The sequence below is a fragment of the Pseudomonas sp. 13B_3.2_Bac1 genome (genome assembly GCF_025466205.1).
In the GTDB taxonomy this organism is placed as follows: Bacteria; Pseudomonadota; Gammaproteobacteria; order Pseudomonadales; family Pseudomonadaceae; genus Aquipseudomonas; species Aquipseudomonas fluorescens_H.
In genome coordinates this window covers 221,148-234,573 of record NZ_JANLOG010000117.1, presented here as the reverse complement: position 1 = coordinate 234,573, position 13,426 = coordinate 221,148, and the positions used below count along the sequence as shown (strand labels likewise).

Here is a 13,426-nt window from a genome sequence, read left to right as displayed (position 1 = left end):
CGCCGTCCGCGAAGGCTGCGATCTTTTCCTCCATCCATTACGTGACCGTGGCAGGAATTTTTTTCATGACCGTGCAGCCTTTCGTCAGCCCCGACCTGATCCGCCAACGCTTCTCCAAAGCGATGTCCGACATGTACCGCGAAGAAGTGCCGCTGTACGGCGCGCTGATGGAACTGGTGGAACAGACCAATCGCGAAGTGCTCGCCGCTCAGCCGGACATCGCACGGCAGCTCGACAGCACCGGTGAAATCGAACGGCTGGACATGGAACGCCACGGCGCCATCCGCGTCGGCACGGCCAAAGAGCTGGCGACCCTCGCCCGCCTGTTCGCGATGATGGGCATGCAACCGGTGGGTTATTACGACCTGACTCCGGCGGGTGTGCCGGTGCACTCCACGGCGTTTCGCGCAGTGCATGAAGCGGCGCTGCAGATCAGTCCGTTTCGGGTGTTCACCTCGTTGCTGCGCTTGGAACTGATCGAGGATCCCGAGCTCCGCGCGTTTGCCGAATCGGTGCTGAACCAGCGTTCGATCTTTACCCCTACGGCATTGCGGCTGATCGAGCAGGCTGAGTCAGCTGGTGGGCTGAATGAGGATGACGCGGCGCAATTCGTCCTACAGGCACTGGAGACCTTTCGCTGGCATCACAGCGCAACCGTCACCGCCGCGCAGTACCAGACCCTTAGCGCCCAGCACCGTTTGATCGCTGATGTGGTGGCGTTCAAAGGCCCGCACATCAATCACCTGACCCCGCGCACCCTGGACATCGACATCGTCCAGGCGCAGATGCCGCTACATGGCATCACCCCGAAAGCAGTGATCGAAGGCCCGCCGCGCCGGCAATGCCCGATCCTCCTGCGCCAGACCAGTTTCAAAGCGCTCGACGAGCCGATTGCCTTCACCGATCAGACTGATACCCACGGCAGCCACAGCGCGCGCTTCGGCGAAATCGAACAACGCGGTGCGGCGCTGACTCCCAAGGGGCGAGCGCTGTATGACCGTTTGCTGAATGCCGCCCGCGATGAACTCGGTGACTTCCCCAACGAAGGCAACGCCGCACGCTACAACGCGCTGATGACTCAGCACTTTGGCGAATTTCCTGACAGCGTCGACGGCATGCGTGAACAGGGACTGGCGTACTTTCGCTACTTCCCTACGGAAAAAGGCCTGGCAGCGGGTAGCCTTAAGTCGGCATCGCTGGAGGATTTGCTCCGCGATGGCCATGTGAAAGCTGAACCGTTGGTGTACGAAGATTTCCTGCCGGTGAGTGCGGCGGGGATTTTTCAGTCGAACCTTGGGGATGCCGCGCAGACACACTATGGCGAACACTCAAACCGTCAGGCATTCGAACAGGCCTTGGGCCGCGCGACCATTGATGAGCTGGGGTTGTACGCTGAGACGCAGCGGCGCTCGATTGAAGAATGTGCGCAAGTACTAGGGTTGAAGCTGATCTGACTGTGGCGAGGGAGCTTGCTCCCGCTGGGCTGCGAAGCGGCCCTCGTTTTGGCAGCGCTGCGCACTCCAGCGGGAGCAAGCTCCCTCGCCACAAAATCAATGTTGCTATCAGCGCAACCGCGACAACAGCGCGAACGCCGTCTCCTCCGAAGATGCCGGATTCTGCCCCGTCAGCAACAACCCGTCTTCACGGGTATAGCTCGACCAATCGGCGCCCTTGGAGAAAATCCCGCCCTTGGCCTTGAGCTCATCCTCCACCAGAAACGGCACCACGTTGGTCAGCCCTACCGCCTCCTCTTCGCTGTTGGTGAAACCGGTCACCTGCTTACCGTTGACCAGCGGCTGACTGTCCGCACCTTTGACATGGCGCAGCACACCAGGCGCATGACACACCGCCGCGACTGGTTTGCCACTGTTGTAAAACGCTTCAATCAACGCAATCGAATGGCGGTCTTCAGCCAGATCCCACAGCGGGCCGTGGCCGCCGGGATAGAACACCGCATCGAAATCAGCAGCCTTCACCGTGTCCAGTTTGACCGTGGAGGACAGTGCCGACTGGGCGGCGGAATCCTTGCGAAAGCGCTCGGTCGCGGCGGTCTGCGCGTCCGGTTCGTCACTCTTCGGGTCCAGCGGTGGCTGGCCACCCTTGGGCGAGGCCAGCGTCAGTTGCGCGCCGGCATCCTTGAATACGTAATACGGCGCGGCGAATTCTTCCAGCCAGAAACCGGTTTTCTTGCCGGTATCACCCAATTGATCGTGGGACGTTAAAACCATCAGGATTTTCATATCGTTCTCACTCGCTGTGGGGAAGGTGCGGACGCCGTTGGCGCGGTCGTGAGTGATTGACCGTCGCGCAGGGCGAATCGTTTCAAGCGCTCGACGCTGGCACTTGGCCTTACTGCGCAACTTCTTGCGCACTCGCTCGGCGAAAAAGACTGATCATCGCGCTGTAGGCCTTGACTGGCTTGGCTTACAGCCGAGTGCGCAACTTCTTGCGCAGTACTGCGCAAGAAGTTGCGCACTTTCCTCCTCGATACAGCAAAAAACATCGGTCATAACGCAGGCTAGAGCTGCTTCACCCCCGGCTGCCGGGACCTTCGATAAACCTGGCACGCTCCTTGATAACAGTCAGGCACCCACCGGGCGATTTCGCCTCCCGGGCACCCTAAATTTATCCGCAAGGAGAGCACCCATGGCAACACCAGCGTACATGTCGGTTACCGGCGAAAAACAAGGCCTGATCACTGCCGGCGCCTTCACCGCCGACTCCGTTGGCAACACCTACCAGGAAGGCCACGAAGACCAGGTTATGGTTCAGGCTTTCAGCCACGACGTGATCATCCCGCGTGACCCACAGTCCGGTCAGCCAACCGGTCAGCGCGTTCACAAGCCAGTGATCATCACCAAGGTCTACGACAAGGCTTCGCCTCTGCTGCAAGCTGCTCTGACCTCCGGCGAGCGCATGAGCGAAATCGTTATCCAGTGGTACCGTACTTCGGCTCAAGGTACTCAAGAGCACTACTACACCACCAAACTGGAAGACGCGATCATCGTCGCCATCAACAACAAAATGCACAACTGCCAGGATCCAGGCAACTCGCACTTCACCCACCTGGAAGAAGTGCAGTTCACCTACCGCAAAATCACCTGGACCCACGAAGTATCCGGTACTTCGGGTTCCGATGACTGGCGTGCTCCAGTCGTTTAATTACGGCTGATCGTTACAAGCATCGACCAGCCCTGCTGGTCGATGTTGTTTACGCCCCTCCAGAATTTCGCGTGCGTTGAACCGCCTTGCGGTTGTCGACGAACGCCGCTGTACAGCACGAGGAACAAGGGATGTTCGCGCCGGCCAATGAAACCCACTTTGCCCTGACCATCGAAGGGCTCTCCGCCGATTTTCAGGTATTCACCCTGACCGGCCGGGAAGCCATCAGCCAGCCTTTTGTGTTCGAGGTGGAGCTGGTCAGTGAGCAGCCGTCGCTGGACCTCGAAACCCTGCTGCACAAACCGGCCTTTCTGCAGCTGTCGCCCGATGGCAGCGGCATCCACGGCCAGATCTACCGCGCCGCCCAGGGCGATTCCGGCAAGCGCCTGACGCGCTATTCGGTGACCCTGCGCCCGCAATTCTCGTACCTGGCACACCGCGTCAACCAACGGATCTTCCAGAACCTCACGGTGCCGAAAATCATCGGCATGGTTCTCGAAGAACACGGCATCCAAAGCAACGCCTACGAATTCAAGACCGGTTCGATCTATCCCGAGCGCATCTACTGCGTGCAATACGATGAATCGGACCTGCATTTCATCCAGCGTCTGTGCGAGGAAGAAGGTATTCACTACCACTTCCAGCACAGCGCCACAGCGCACAAGCTCGTCTTCGGCGATGACCAGACGGTGTTCCCGAAACTCAAGCCAGTGGCCTACCAGCAAGACTCCGGCATGGTCGCCAGCAACCCGGTGATCAAGCGTTTCGACCTGCGCCTGGAAACCCGCACCAGCCGTACCACGCGCCGCGATTACGACTTCGAAAAACCGCGCCTGACGCTGGAAAGCGAGAGCCGTGGCGACGCCCTGCCCGATCTCGAAGACTACGACTACCCGGGCCGCTTCATCGACCGCGAGCGCGGCAAGCACCTGGCCAAACGCGCCCTCGAACGTCACCGCAGCGACTTCCAGCTCGCCGAAGGCAAGAGTGATCAGCCACTGCTGGTCAGCGGTCATTTCCTTGCCCTGACCGAACACCCGAAGGCCAAGTGGAACGACCTGTGGCTGCTCACCGAAGTCCTGCACGAAGGCAAACAGCCGCAAGTGCTCGAAGAATCGGTGACCAGCGACACCACCGCGCTGAAAGACGATTTCCATCAGGGCTATCGCAACCGCTTCCAGGCGACCCCGTGGGACGTGCCGAACCGTCCACCGCTGCGCCACCCGAAACCGCGCATCCTCGGCAGCCAGAGCGCCGTGGTCACCGGCCCGAAAGGTGAAGAGATCCATTGCGACCAGTACGGCCGCGTCAAAGTGCAATTCCACTGGGACCGCGAAGGCCAGGCTGACGACAAGACCAGTTGCTGGCTGCGCGTCTCCAGCGCCTGGGCCGGCGCCCAGTACGGCGGCATCGCCATCCCGCGTATCGGCATGGAAGTACTGGTCACCTTCCTTGAAGGCGACCCCGATCAACCGCTGATCAGCGGCTGCCTGTACCACAAGGAAAACACCGTCCCGTATGAGCTGCCGGCGAACAAGACCCGCAGCACCTTCAAGACCCTGAGCTCGATGGGCGGCGGTGGCTACAACGAACTGCGCATCGAAGACAAGAAAGGTCAGGAGCAGATCTACCTGCACGCCCAGCGCGACTGGGACGAAAACATCGAGCACGACCAGAAAATCCGCGTCGGCAACGAACGCCACGACACCGTCGAGCAAAACAGCTACACGGAATTCAAGGCCGAAGAACACCACACCGTCTACGAAGACCGCAAAGTCGAAGCCCGCGCCAACGACCACCTGACCGTGGGTGTCAACCAGCACATCAAGATCGGCACCGGCCAGTTCATCGACGCCGGCCAGGAAATCCACCTGAGCAGCGGCATGAAAGTCGTGCTCGAAGCCGGCGCCGAGCTGACCCTGGTCGGCGGCGGCAGCTTCATCAAGATCGACGCCGGCGGCGTGACCATGAGCGGCCCGACGATCAACATCAACTCCGGCGGTAGCCCCGGCAGCGGCACTCCCGCCGCCCCGCTGATGCCCGGCATCCTCAAACAGGCCGACGCCGACAAGGCCGGCCAGGTCCTGACCCCGGCCCAGATCAACACCCTCAAACGCAACGCGCCGTTCTGCGAAGAATGCGAAAAATGCAAGGCAGGTGCCTGTGCCATCTGATCGACTGACACCCAAGGACTGGCTGGCACAACAGCCGCTGCAGACTGGCGAGCGCCTGTACCTGATCATCAGCGCCGCGAGCGATGTCGACGCGCTGAAAACCCTGTACCTGACCGAACCCACCGCCCAGCTCCTGCCAATCTGGGGCGGCACGCCCTACTCCACTTGGCAACCAGTGATGCCCTACGTCACCGAGCTCAAACCGAACTCGGCGTTCTTGCCGTGGATCGCCGAAACCGACGCCCTCGACTGGGGCTGGCTGGCAGTATCACGCGCCGAACCGAACGACGTGTTCGAGCACCTGCGCAGCCTGACACAGGTGAAGATGCCGGACGGGACCGAAGTGTTTTTCCGGTTCTGGGATGGGCGGCATATTTACCCGATTCTGAAGGGGCTTGGGGAGAAGGCTGGGGAAGTAATGCCGATGTTTGAGCGGTATTTGATTAATGGGCAGACGCTGGAGGTTGGGACACGGGTGTTGCCGAAGGTGAAGGATTGGCCGTGGTGGGAGGTGCCGAAGGATTTGCTGGATGGGTTAGCCAAAGAGAACCCGACGACACTGATCAGCAACCTGATGCAGTGGCTGGAAGAAGATCGCCCGGACATTTACAACGCTTGGCCTGAGCACAACCTGAAGCTGAAAGTCAGCCGTTTCGTGCGCCGCCCGGATGCGCCGAAAAACCTTAAAGAAGCACTGTTAAACCACCTGATTCTGGAGCAAGGCTGATGGATCGCGTTGCCTTTGTTGACAACCAACTGAACACCTTCAAGGACAGTCTGAAGCTGTATCAGGAACAAACCAAAACCTGGTACGCAAGGGCCGCCGACAAGGCCAGTCGAGCCGCAGACCTGCCCTCCCTGCTAGGCATGGAGCGTGTGATCAAGGTTGGCGACACCAGTAAATCGGTGAGCATGACCGACGGTGATTTCTCCTCGAACGTGGCTCAGTGTCCTCTCAAAGGTCCATTGCTGATCGAAAGTAAATTCGAATCGGTCTACGACATCCCGATTGGCGAGATCGAAGTCGAGATCGTCGCGGTGGAAGGTGGTGCGGTCAGCAAAGTCAAACTCGACGCTCAAGGCAAGGCTGAGTGGACCGGAGGTATTCCCGGCAAGTTCTATCAGATCCGCGTTCACAACGAAGTGACACCGGCGCAGATCGACGCCCTCTTCAGCTCCTACAGCGGCGTGACCGCTGATCTGGAAGGTTTCCTGCGTAGAGAGTGGGCCGGGTTCAAGCCGCAATGGTCGAACCTGTCAGCTTCGGGCACCGCGATGGCCATCGGCAATGGCATTCTTGAAGGTGGCTGGGAGGCCATCAAGGGTGTGTGGGATGGCATCAGTCTGGTGCTCGATATCCTGCAAGACCCGAAGAAATTTGCTAAGGATCTTGGGGCTGGTGCTGATGAGCTGATCAAGGTCGCCAAAAGCTCGCCAGATGTCATGAAAAAGGCCATGTTGCTAGCCAGTGACGAAGCCGCATTGTTCCTGCTGGTGCGCAGTGCAGTGATCTGGCTGGCCGGTTTGCCACCCATGAAGATGGCAGGCGACGTGGCGAAAATGACCACAGCGATCGTCGTCGGCATCGCGATCGACATCGTGATTGGTGTGGTACTGACCATCGCAGCCGAAGGCACCGGGATCATCTATCTCGCTGCCCGACTGAAGAAGTACGGTGAGTTGGTTCTCAACGCCGTCATCGGTTTCGTGAAGTCGTTGTTCAAGATCATCAACGGCTTTATGGAATACGTCGCGAAGTACACAGCGGTTGCGGCGCGGGGTGTGACGGCCAAGGTGAGGAATGGTATTTCAGAGTTGCGTTTTGACGGGAAGAAAAACGCCAAACTCGCGGATGGCAAAATAGCCGACGATGCCTCCAAACAGGCAAAAACGCCCGCCGACAAAAGCGCGGAACCGGCAGCCGACACTTGCACCAACGGATGCCCGGTTTCCATGGTTACCGGCGAAGAGCTGTTGACACTGACTGACGGCCAGCTTGACGGTCTGCTGCCGTTTGAATGGACCCGTCTCTACCGAACCAGTGCAGTGGAAATCGATTGTGGTCTGGGTTATGGCTGGAGCCATGCGCTGGCGCATCGCCTCGAGATCAATGGCGGCGAAGTCATCTGGACCGACCACGAAAACCGTTCGACCCCCTTCCCCCTCCCAAGCGAACAACGTCCGGCAATTACCAACAGCCTCTCGAAGGCCGCAATATTTCTTGGAGACGATCCGTCAGAACTGGTTCTGGCGCAGGCGGGCAAACGCCCATCGTTCTACCACTTCCGCTTCAACAGCAAAGGCACAACTCTGATTGCCATCAGCGACAGCTATGGCAATCGGCTGCACGTCACGCGCGATATTCACGGTCGAATCAAGCGCCTCGATAATGGTGCCGGTCGCGCCCTGCTGCTGCGCTACGACCGCAAACACATTATCGCTGTGGACTATCAACAGTTCCTGCCGGCGGACAACCTGGAAGATGCCTGGAACACCGTTCAAACGCTGGTGACATACAGCTATGACGCACAGCACCGTCTGATCGAAGCGAAGAACGCGGCCGGCGAAGCCGAGCGCTATCGCTACAACGAACAGCACGTGATTCTGGAGCGCCAACTGGCGGGCGGCGCAGCCTTCTATTGGGAGTGGGAGAACGAAGGCAAACTGTCTCGCTGCATCCGTCACTGGGCCAATTTCTCGCAGATGGAAGCGCACTACGCCTGGGACGATAAAGGCAGCGTAACGGTAACCAACGCCGACGGCAGCGAAGAGGTCTACACCCACGACGACCAGGCACGGCTGATCAGCAAGGTCGACCCGGACGGCGCCGAACACCTCAAGGCCTATAACGACAAAGGCCAGTTAATCGCGGAAAAGGATCCGTTGGGTGCCGTCACCGAATACCGGTACGACGACAACGGACTGATGACTGCCGTTATCCCGCCGGAAGACGAAGCCACCACGTATGAATACATCAATGGTTTCGTCAGCGATGTTCATCGCGGCAAAGCCAGTTGGAAGTACCAACGCAACCGTCAGGGCGACATCACCCAGCAAATCGACCCGGACGGCAATGCCACGCTATACAGCTACGACGCCCAAGGTCGCCTGCTGGAGATCCGCCACCCCGACGGCAGCCGCCATCAACTCGGCTGGAACAACCTCGGCCAGTTACTGGAAGAGCGCCTGCCGGACGGCGGTCAACGCAAGTATCGCTACGACGCACTGGGTCGGCAAATCACCCGCCAGGAAGAATCCGGCGCCATCACCCAATACCAATGGGATGCGGCCAACCGCCTTGCACAAGTCACGCTGCCGGGCGGTGCAACACGTGCCTTCACCTACAACGCCTATGGCAACGTCACCGCCGAACGTGACGAACTCGGCCGCATCACTCGCTACGAATACGCCGACAACCTTCACCTGGTCAGCCGCCGCATCAATCCGGATGGCAGCCAACTGCGCTACCGCTACGACAACTCGCGTCTGTTGCTCACCGACATCGAAAACGAGCGCGGCGAGCATTATCAACTCGATTACTACTCGAACGGCCTGATCCAACAGGAATCCGGCTTCGACGGTCGTCGCACGGCCTACGAATACGACCTCAACGGCCAGTTGCTGAAGAAAACCGAGTTCGGTGATGACGGCAGTGAACTCGTTACCGAATACCAACGCGATGCCGCTGGCCGTTTGCTAGTCAAAACCCTGCCCGACGGCGAAGAAATTCACTACAGCTACGACGCCCTCGGTCGCCTCGTAAACGTTGACGACGGCCACTGGCCGCTCGCCTACAAGTACGACCTGCAAGACCGCCTCATCGAGGAACACCAAGGCTGGGGCACCCTGCGCTACGAGTACGACAGCGTTGGCCAGCTTAGCCACTGCCGCCTCCCGGATGGCAGCAAACTCGACTACCGCCACCTGTCCGGCGGACGCCTGAGCAGCATCGACCTCAACGGCTCACGTCTGACCGCTCACCAGTTCAGCGCCGGTCGCGAACAACAGCGTCAACAAGGCCTGCTGCTCAGCCAATACCAGTACGACGAACAAGGCCGACTGCAAGCACACACCGTCGGCCAGCGTGATAAAAACCTGTTCCAGCGTCGCTACAACTACGACGTCAACGGCAACCTCGCCGGCATTGATGACAGCCGCAAGGGCAATCGCAGCTACCATTACGACCCGCTCGATCGGCTCATCAGCGTACGCGGCACGACACCGGAAAGCTTCGCCCACGACCCGGCGGGTAACCTGCTCGGTCAGAACAACGAAGGCACGGCCAACCTCGCCAACGTCAAAGGCAACCGTCTGCTGATGCAGGGCGACCGTCATTACGACTACGACGCCTATGGCAACCTGATCCGCGAACGTCGCGGCACCGGCCAGAAACTCGTCACTGAATACCACTACGACTGCCAGCACCGCCTGATCGGCGTCAGCCTGCCGGGCGGCAGCACCGCGTCGTACAAATACGACGCTTTCGGCCGCCGTATCGAGAAGACCGTCGATGGCCAGACTACCGAGTTTCTGTGGCAAGGCGAACGACTGATCGCTGAAAGCGCCGAAAACCGCTACCGCAGCTACATCTATGAGCCCGGTAGCTTCCGTCCACTGGCGATGCTCGATGGCGAAGGCCCGCGCAAAGCCACGCCGTTTTACTACCAACTCGACCACCTCGGCACACCGCAGGAACTCACCGACTACAGTGGCGAGATCATGTGGTCGGCCAAGTACCGCGCCTACGGTAACCTCGCGGCGCTGGACGTCAGCGAGATCGATAACCCGTTGCGCTTCCAGGGTCAGTATTTCGACGCCGAGACGGGGTTACATTACAACCGGCACCGCTACTACAATCCGGGCACTGGGCGGTTTTTGACGCCGGATCCGATCAAGCTTGCAGGCGGTTTGAATAGCTACCAGTACGTGCCTAACCCGACAGGTTGGGTGGATCCATTGGGGTTAAATAGCACTAATTGCCCCAAGAAGGTTGATACAAGCGACTATCAAACACGTAAAGACCTAAGAACAGATGTTTATGATGCAAAGCGCCCAGAAGGTAGGCATGCCACAAAGCACACAAATGCGCAATCGGCAGAACAAGCGAAATCGCTCAGCCTAGGTCAAGGGAGTCGTGACGGAAAACCAGAAGCCTCTTATTTACCGGATATCGCGAATAACGTCAGCGGTTTTGAGAAGCAGGCGGCTTATTCAGCGGTACGCGATGGGAATGTATTTGATCATGGGGGTTCAAGATATATGTTTTATAGATCGGAAACCCCCGTTGGATACAACAATGGCGAACTAACAAACTGGGTTAGGATTGAACTTTCCAAAGCTGGCGAACCTGTCATACACAGTTTCCCGGCCTCACCCGATCAAGTTAAAAAATACATGGGCAATGTAAAATGAGACCAAAACTCAAATATGAACTTCAACCAATTCGAGTGCCAAGCGGTTGGACAGTAACAATCAACAACCTTTTTGAAGTTGAATTAACGCCAGAAACTAGCGACTGGTTCACTTGTTCAGTACTATTGGGCGGAGTGCGTCGAAGTAGCGGGCACTGCTTCGATTCTAGAGTAGAACCAGAGGGCGACCCCAACGGAGAGTTTGTAATTGATTTCCTGAAAATCGATTATGACCAAAAAGGAAAACCAGTTAAAAACTCCGAAGTTTTTCTTGGTGAGTTCAGAACCAAAAGCAAAATTGAATTCATTAAAAAAATAGAATCATTCATGATCGAATCGTGAGATACAGACATTTAAAACCCAGCACTCACCAATACAGCCAAAGCAAATAAAGCAAGAGGGAAAATTTATTTTTCACACCTTACAAAAGACACTGAAAATAAATCCACTCCCTTTTTTTAAAATGCCCTTCTGCTATCCAACCTGAATGGGTAAAGACCTGTAGATACGGCACAACAGATCTTACGACCAAAGGAAATGTGACGCTTTAAACCCCACATTTAATCGGTGGAAATAATGTTAGAAACCAACAAAAAAATAGTACTTAACGGAGAAGATGCTCTCGAAGTCCTTGCAGATATCGAGTTCATATTAATTTCACTGCACAAGATGGGCAGCTATTACTCTGACAAACCAATCGAAGACTACCAAAAAGCCACCACTGACTTCATTGATAACGAAGGAGTCACCCAACGCCTTGCCAGAGTAAGAAAAATTATAAGCAAGAATTTTGATTCGACACTAGGGGATGATGATATGGATGACATTGAGCGCCACATGGAAGGGATTAAATTTTTGAAACCTTAAATAAATTTTCAAACACATAATTCTCAGCAGATTTTTATAGATATAATCCGCAGCGGAGCCCCCATACGCTTATATCTATAATGACAGCGATCAAGGAGACAGATTATTTTCCACAGCACCCATAAATATTGAAAAACAAATCTGTCACAGCTTTAGTCAAAGTATGAAAAATGAAACTTTAACCCAGCCTCGACATACTACCTTCACTGTTATTTCCTATTGACGTAAACAGCGAACAAGATGACACCACAGCAACATTTATAGCGAATATAGACACAAGCAGTGAAAATGAACTAGTCAAACTATTTGACACACTCATTGAGCCAGAATTCAAATGCCGTATAGCGAGTGAACAGCAGTGGTATATCGACACACTCACTTTTTATCTAAATAAAAATGAAAAATTTAACCGAGTACTCTCGGATATCACCACATATCTTGCTGAGGAACCAGCTGATAAGCGCCAATTCATGTCGATTCTTCTAAACTGCCTAAAAAAATACAAAGAAAAAAATTGACGAAAAAACTGGGAGTATTGTTATAAATGGCGTTCGCCCAATTTTCCAAAAACGCCTATACAAATAATGCTGCTGAATGGTGCAACATGCACTCTAGCGACCAAAGGGGACAAGACCAAAGGAATAGATTTATTTTCCGGCTTGCACCTTTTCCTAGCCCAGTTTTTTCAGAAAATAAATCCGTGCCCTTTTTCCCACCGACATTACAGCAATGGGATCACACACTCAAAGGACTGTCCCCTTGAAATACCTGACTCGCCCTCTAACCCTTCTTCTCGCCCTAACCTTCTCACTCAGCGCCACCGCATTATCCCTTCGCTCCGAACAACGCCCAGACGGAACGACGGCCCTGCTACTCACCAATGACCCAGCCCCGGACAGAGCGCCAAAGCTCAACAAGGACCCAGCCATTCGTTCGGCGCTAGTTGATTTCTTTGGCTACCAAACAGGTAGCTACACCAACGACAAAACAATGATCGTGCAACAAGTTCTGGAAGCGCTCGATTCAGAAATGTCGATGTTTGAACAGGGTGTGCCTGCCGGCAGAAAAATGATCACCGCCATGGATGATGGCAACAACGGGTTCGACCGTGGGGCTTTGTTACTGGATGACAAGGGTCAACTGATCGCTGTCGGCTTGGTGAATGGTCATTGCACGGTGAAGTCTCGTGACGAGGCTTTGACCTGTAATGATGCGCCGGACACGGTGCTGACGATCTTCCAGCCGCAAGGCGCGAAAAAAGCTGACGCAGAACCCTTGATTGGCTGGAGCAAGCAGTTGCCACCGCTGTTGGCCATGTGGGCGGAAAGCGATAATCCGGAGCGACGGGCGGCCGCGCAGAAAATTGCGACCATTGAATACGCTGCCACTAACCCGAACCAGGGTTCCTGGACGGCGGCTCAGTTACCCTCCGATTTCCCTAAAGCAATGCTGGCGATGCTGCCGCAACGGGCGCATCTGATCGGTGCGGGTGCTCACGGCGTATTCACCACGCCGGGGATGGAGGGTTCTCCGATTGAGGGTGATTGGGACAAGATTGCCGGACGTCCTCAACATGAGTTTGAGGTCATTCTTCGTACCTTTACCGAATATGCAGATGTCATCGATTTCTATCAGCAGCATGCGAAGGACGCCGAAATCAGCGGCAACCAACAAAAAGCGCTGGTCGAGGGTTACGTCGATGGCGGTACTTACAAAATCGAAATAAGCAATAGAGAAGACGAAGGAACGGTCATCACGCTCTCAGCCTGGAATCAAGAAGTCTGATTCATTCAGTCAGAAGGAGGCGATTTT

General features: G+C 56.2%; 9 protein-coding genes. 8 read left to right on the top strand and 1 reads right to left on the bottom strand.

What is annotated here, in order from left to right; all coding sequences use genetic code 11:
* Positions 1–65: 65 nt before the first annotated feature.
* Entirely contained in the window at positions 66–1,454 is a 1,389-nt protein-coding gene (locus NTD85_RS20345) for a VOC family protein (protein WP_262143044.1), read from the top strand.
* A gap of 108 nt (positions 1,455–1,562) precedes the next feature.
* Here the strand turns inward: NTD85_RS20345 and NTD85_RS20340 are convergent, their stop codons facing one another.
* Positions 1,563–2,240 (bottom strand): type 1 glutamine amidotransferase domain-containing protein, encoded by a 678-nt coding sequence (locus NTD85_RS20340; RefSeq protein WP_262143043.1) that lies wholly within the window; start codon positions 2,238–2,240, stop codon positions 1,563–1,565.
* Positions 2,241–2,646: 406 nt separating this feature from the next.
* Here NTD85_RS20340 and NTD85_RS20335 point away from each other — a divergent pair, with 406 nt between their 5' ends.
* From NTD85_RS20335 to NTD85_RS20305, 7 genes are all read left to right on the top strand, one after another.
* The gene (locus tag NTD85_RS20335; protein ID WP_003226246.1) at positions 2,647–3,162 is read left to right on the top strand and encodes an Hcp family type VI secretion system effector; all 516 of its coding nucleotides are present in this window, start codon (positions 2,647–2,649) and stop codon (positions 3,160–3,162) included.
* A gap of 131 nt (positions 3,163–3,293) precedes the next feature.
* The gene (tssI, locus tag NTD85_RS20330; RefSeq protein ID WP_262143042.1) at positions 3,294–5,336 is read left to right on the top strand and encodes a type VI secretion system tip protein VgrG; all 2,043 of its coding nucleotides are present in this window, start codon (positions 3,294–3,296) and stop codon (positions 5,334–5,336) included.
* Positions 5,326–6,063: a DUF4123 domain-containing protein gene (locus tag NTD85_RS20325; RefSeq protein WP_262143041.1), complete on the top strand. Its 738-nt coding sequence runs from the start codon at positions 5,326–5,328 to the stop codon at positions 6,061–6,063. Before tssI ends, NTD85_RS20325 begins: the two co-directional genes overlap by 11 nt.
* Entirely contained in the window at positions 6,063–10,748 is a 4,686-nt protein-coding gene (locus NTD85_RS20320) for an RHS repeat protein (RefSeq protein WP_262143040.1), read from the top strand. The genes NTD85_RS20325 and NTD85_RS20320 overlap by 1 nt, the downstream gene beginning before the upstream one ends.
* Positions 10,745–11,089 (top strand): hypothetical protein, encoded by a 345-nt coding sequence (locus NTD85_RS20315; RefSeq protein ID WP_146188728.1) that lies wholly within the window; start codon positions 10,745–10,747, stop codon positions 11,087–11,089. Before NTD85_RS20320 ends, NTD85_RS20315 begins: the two co-directional genes overlap by 4 nt.
* Positions 11,090–11,323: 234 nt before the next feature.
* Positions 11,324–11,614, top strand: a complete 291-nt coding sequence (locus NTD85_RS20310) for a hypothetical protein (RefSeq protein WP_262143039.1) — start codon at positions 11,324–11,326, stop codon at positions 11,612–11,614.
* 759 nt (positions 11,615–12,373) lie between these two features.
* On the top strand, positions 12,374–13,399 hold the full coding sequence (locus tag NTD85_RS20305) for a hypothetical protein (RefSeq protein WP_262143038.1): 1,026 nt from the start codon (positions 12,374–12,376) through the stop codon (positions 13,397–13,399).
* The last annotated feature ends 27 nt before the right edge of the window (positions 13,400–13,426 follow it).